General features: G+C 55.3%; 5 protein-coding genes. 1 reads left to right on the plus strand and 4 read right to left on the minus strand.

The features are described 5' to 3' along the window. Nucleotides 1-49 precede the first annotated feature (49 nt). The 3 genes from ACTHUE_RS13595 to ACTHUE_RS13605 form a co-directional block, all read right to left on the minus strand. Nucleotides 50-661: a BON domain-containing protein gene (locus ACTHUE_RS13595; protein WP_070461240.1), complete on the minus strand. Its 612-nt coding sequence runs from the start codon at nucleotides 659-661 to the stop codon at nucleotides 50-52. A 73-nt stretch (nucleotides 662-734) separates the two neighbouring features. Continuing rightward, nucleotides 735-1,328, minus strand: a complete 594-nt coding sequence (locus ACTHUE_RS13600) for a phosphoheptose isomerase (protein ID WP_003749391.1) — start codon at nucleotides 1,326-1,328, stop codon at nucleotides 735-737. Nucleotides 1,329-1,332: 4 nt separating this feature from the next. Continuing rightward, entirely contained in the window at nucleotides 1,333-1,680 is a 348-nt protein-coding gene (locus ACTHUE_RS13605) for a YraN family protein (RefSeq protein WP_070695194.1), read from the minus strand. A 65-nt stretch (nucleotides 1,681-1,745) separates the two neighbouring features. Between ACTHUE_RS13605 and rsmI the strand changes: the two genes are divergently transcribed. Continuing rightward, nucleotides 1,746-2,624 (plus strand): 16S rRNA (cytidine(1402)-2'-O)-methyltransferase, encoded by an 879-nt coding sequence (gene rsmI / locus ACTHUE_RS13610; RefSeq protein WP_150540687.1) that lies wholly within the window; start codon nucleotides 1,746-1,748, stop codon nucleotides 2,622-2,624. Nucleotides 2,625-2,781: 157 nt separating this feature from the next. Here rsmI and ACTHUE_RS13615 read toward each other — a convergent pair. Next, the coding region (locus tag ACTHUE_RS13615) for an alpha/beta hydrolase (RefSeq protein WP_440423739.1) at nucleotides 2,782-3,348 on the minus strand (567 nt) is incomplete at its 5' end.

Here is a 3,348-nt window from a genome sequence, read left to right on the forward strand (position 1 = left end):
TGGAGGAATGGCCGTCTGAATATTCAGACGGCCCCGGGTTGCCTGTGAATCAGTTGGCAACGTAGTTTTGATAGAGGGTCACGACTTTTTGTACGCCGACGGTCGTGCTGACTTTTTGGGTCACGCGGGCTTGCTCGTCAGGCGTGAGAATGCCCATCACATAGGTCACGTTGCCGTAAGTCACGATTTTGACGCGTGCTTGGGTGGCCGGGCTGAGGCCCAACAGGGTGGCGCGGACTTTGGATGTACCCCAAGTATCGTTGGTCACATCACCGAACGAACGCGCTTGTGAGGCAACGGTAATGTAGTTGTACACGCCTTCTGCGGCTTGTTCGGAGCGGGCGATGCGTTCAACAAATTGTTTTTCGCCTTCGGTGGCCACTTGGCCGAGCAGGAGCAGGTGGCGGTTGTAGCCGACAACGTTCAGTTTGGGCTTGTAGCCTTGGACTTGGTTGTTTTGGCGCAGGTAGGAGCGTGCGGTGGTTTCGACGCGCAGGGCCATAACGTTGTCGTCGGTTTGCGCACCGGTGGTGCGGCGGTCGACGGCGGATTTGGTGCCGACGGCTGCACCGCCGATCAGTGCGCCGACGCAGCCGCTCAGACTCAGGCTCAAGAGGGTCGCTGTCAGAACGGGGAGGGCGTAGCGTTTGATATTCTTCATATCCTTTTCCTTGGGTATGGACGGGTGGGCGTTCAGACGGCCTCTAAGGGATGGGCCGTCTGAAAAGAAAGGGTTACATGCCTTCAAGCAGGACGGAGTCGATGCAGTCGCACATGGCGTGAATCAGCAAAATATGGTTTTCTTGAATGCGGGCAGTGCGCGGATAAGGGACGTTGAGCAAAACGTCGGTATCTTTGAGCATGGCAGCGATTTTTCCGCCGTCGCGGCCGGTCATGGCGATGACGTGCATGTCGCGCTCGTGTGCGGCTTTGATGGCTTCGATGACGTTGGCGGAATTGCCGGAGGTGGAGATGCCGACCAATACGTCGCCTGCACGTCCGAGTGCGCGCACTTGTTTGCTGAATACATGGTCGAAACCGTAGTCGTTGCCGATGGCGGTCAGGGCGGAGGTGTCTGTCGTCAGCGCGACAGCGGCCAATTCCATGCGTTCTTTTTCAAAACGGCCGGTCATTTCTGCGGCGAAGTGTTGAGCGTCGGCAGCCGAACCACCGTTGCCGCAGGCCAGGATTTTACCGTCGTTCATCAGGCATTGCAGCATCAGCTCGGCAGCCTGTGCGGTCGGCTCGACCAGTACTTTTTCGGCTTCCTGCTTGGCGCGGATGCTCTCGGCAAAATGCGCGGAAACGCGTTCTTGTAATGTTGTCATGAGGTTAACCTGTAATATTTTGAATCCATTCGGGTTGACCGTCGCCTTCAATCAGTACCGCGTCTAGGCGGCAGGGCGCATGGTTTAACCCGTGCTTTTGCAGATAATACTCTACACTTCGTTGCAATTTCAATAATTTGGACGGCGAGATGCTGTATGCGGCACCACCGAAACCTCGGTTTTTGCGGTATTTTACTTCAACAAACACAATCGTACCGCCGTTTTTGACGATTAAATCGATTTCGCCGTAGGCACAATGCCAGTTCCGTGCCAGCAGCGAGCAGCCTTTGGCCTGTAGGAACGCCAGTGCCGCATCTTCGGCCGCCGCCCCCTGTTTGTGGTTTAAGCGCATGAAAAGTTTACCCGTTATATAATCATTGTTTTTAAAGAGACGCCGTTTCAGACGGCCTTGAATCTATGTACACAAAACACCTGCAAAAAGCCGTCGACAGCATCGAAAAACAGATATTATACGTTGTTGCCACACCCATCGGCAATTTAGCCGACATAACGTTGCGCGCACTGGCCGTGCTGCAAAAGGCCGACATTATCTGCGCCGAGGATACCCGTGTTACCGCCCAGCTTTTGAGTGCGTACGGTATTCAGGGCAAACTCGTGAGCGTTCGCGAACACAACGAGCAACAAATGGCCGATAAAATCATCGCCCATCTTTCAGACGGCCTGAGCGTCGCCCAAGTTTCGGATGCGGGTACGCCTGCGGTTTGCGATCCGGGTGCGAAACTTGCCGCCCGCGTGCGCGAAGCCGGATTTAAAGTGGTGCCTGTGGTCGGCGCAAGCGCGGTCATGGGGGCGTTGAGCGTGGCCGGTGTGACGGAATCCGATTTTTACTTCAATGGTTTCCTGCCGCCTAAGGCCGGCGAACGCCAAAAGCTGCTGGCCAAATGGGCGGAAGCCGATTTTCCGATTGTGATGTTTGAAACGCCGCACCGTATCGAAGCAAGCCTTGCGGATATGGCCGCGCAGTTTCCCGAACGCCGTTTGACTTTGGCGCGCGAAATCACCAAAACATTTGAAACCTTTCTCAGCGGTACGGTTGCCGAAATCCAAGCCGCCCTTAAAAACGACAGCAACCAAACGCGCGGCGAGATGGTGCTGGTGTTGCACCCTGCTGTGAAAGAAAAGCACAGTGATTTGCCCGAAGCGGCGCAAAACACCATGAAAATCCTTGCGGCCGAGTTGCCGACCAAACAAGCAGCCGAGCTTGCCGCCAAGATTACCGGCGAGAATAAAAAGGCGCTGTATGATTTGGCTTTGGAATGGAAAAAGCAGGGATAATGGCTGATTGGCAAACCGTATATCAAAGGCCGTCTGAACAATAGATTTCAGACGGCCTTTTTATAATTGGATTTTGGAGGGTTTTAAATTGATCCGATAGGTTCAATACGCTTCTAAGTTTGCGTTTCAGACGGCCTCAATGTTTGGCAAACCTGCTTTAACGCTGCCATACGTTGCGCAAATATTCGATGCAGTCGGTCAGGGCGTAAAACGGGGCGTTGCCGTGATTGGCGTTGGGGTAGAGGGTAAAGCGGACATCCGCACCGAGGTGGTGCAAAGTGCCGGCAAGAATTTTGGCTTGTGCAACCATGCCGCTGCTGGTTTGGTCGGGGCGGTTGTTTCTGCCTTCATGTTCGCCTGCGCCAAGGCGGATGCCGATTCCTTGTGGCAAAGTGTCGGGCAGCCAATCGAGTACGCGGCGGTCTTGCCACCAGATAGACGGTGACACCAGCAAATAATGGCGGAATCGTTCGGGGCGGGTAAATAGGGAATAGAGGCCGTACAGTGCGCCGAACGAATGGCCGAAGACGGCTTGGTTTTGGGTGTCGATGCGGTATTTGCTGTCGAGCAGGGCGGAGAGTTCGTCATCGATAAAGCGGCTGAAGCGGTCGGCTTGGCCGTATTGTTTGCGTTCGGATTCGGGCGCGTTGTCGGGCAGCGGCGGCGTGTAGTCGAGGGCGCGTTGGCTTAAGTCGCGGATGGTGCCGCCGGTGTAGCCGATGCC

It is taken from the genome of Neisseria sp. P0021.S005 (genome assembly GCF_051956955.1).

Coding starts and splice junctions, on each gene's coding strand:
- ACTHUE_RS13595 (WP_070461240.1), bottom strand. CDS start 661: ATGAAGAATATCAAACGCTACGCCCTCCCCGTTCTGACAGCGACCCTC.
- ACTHUE_RS13600 (WP_003749391.1), bottom strand. CDS start 1,328: ATGACAACATTACAAGAACGCGTTTCCGCGCATTTTGCCGAGAGCATC.
- ACTHUE_RS13605 (WP_070695194.1), bottom strand. CDS start 1,680: ATGCGCTTAAACCACAAACAGGGGGCGGCGGCCGAAGATGCGGCACTG.
- rsmI (WP_150540687.1), top strand. CDS start 1,746: ATGTACACAAAACACCTGCAAAAAGCCGTCGACAGCATCGAAAAACAG.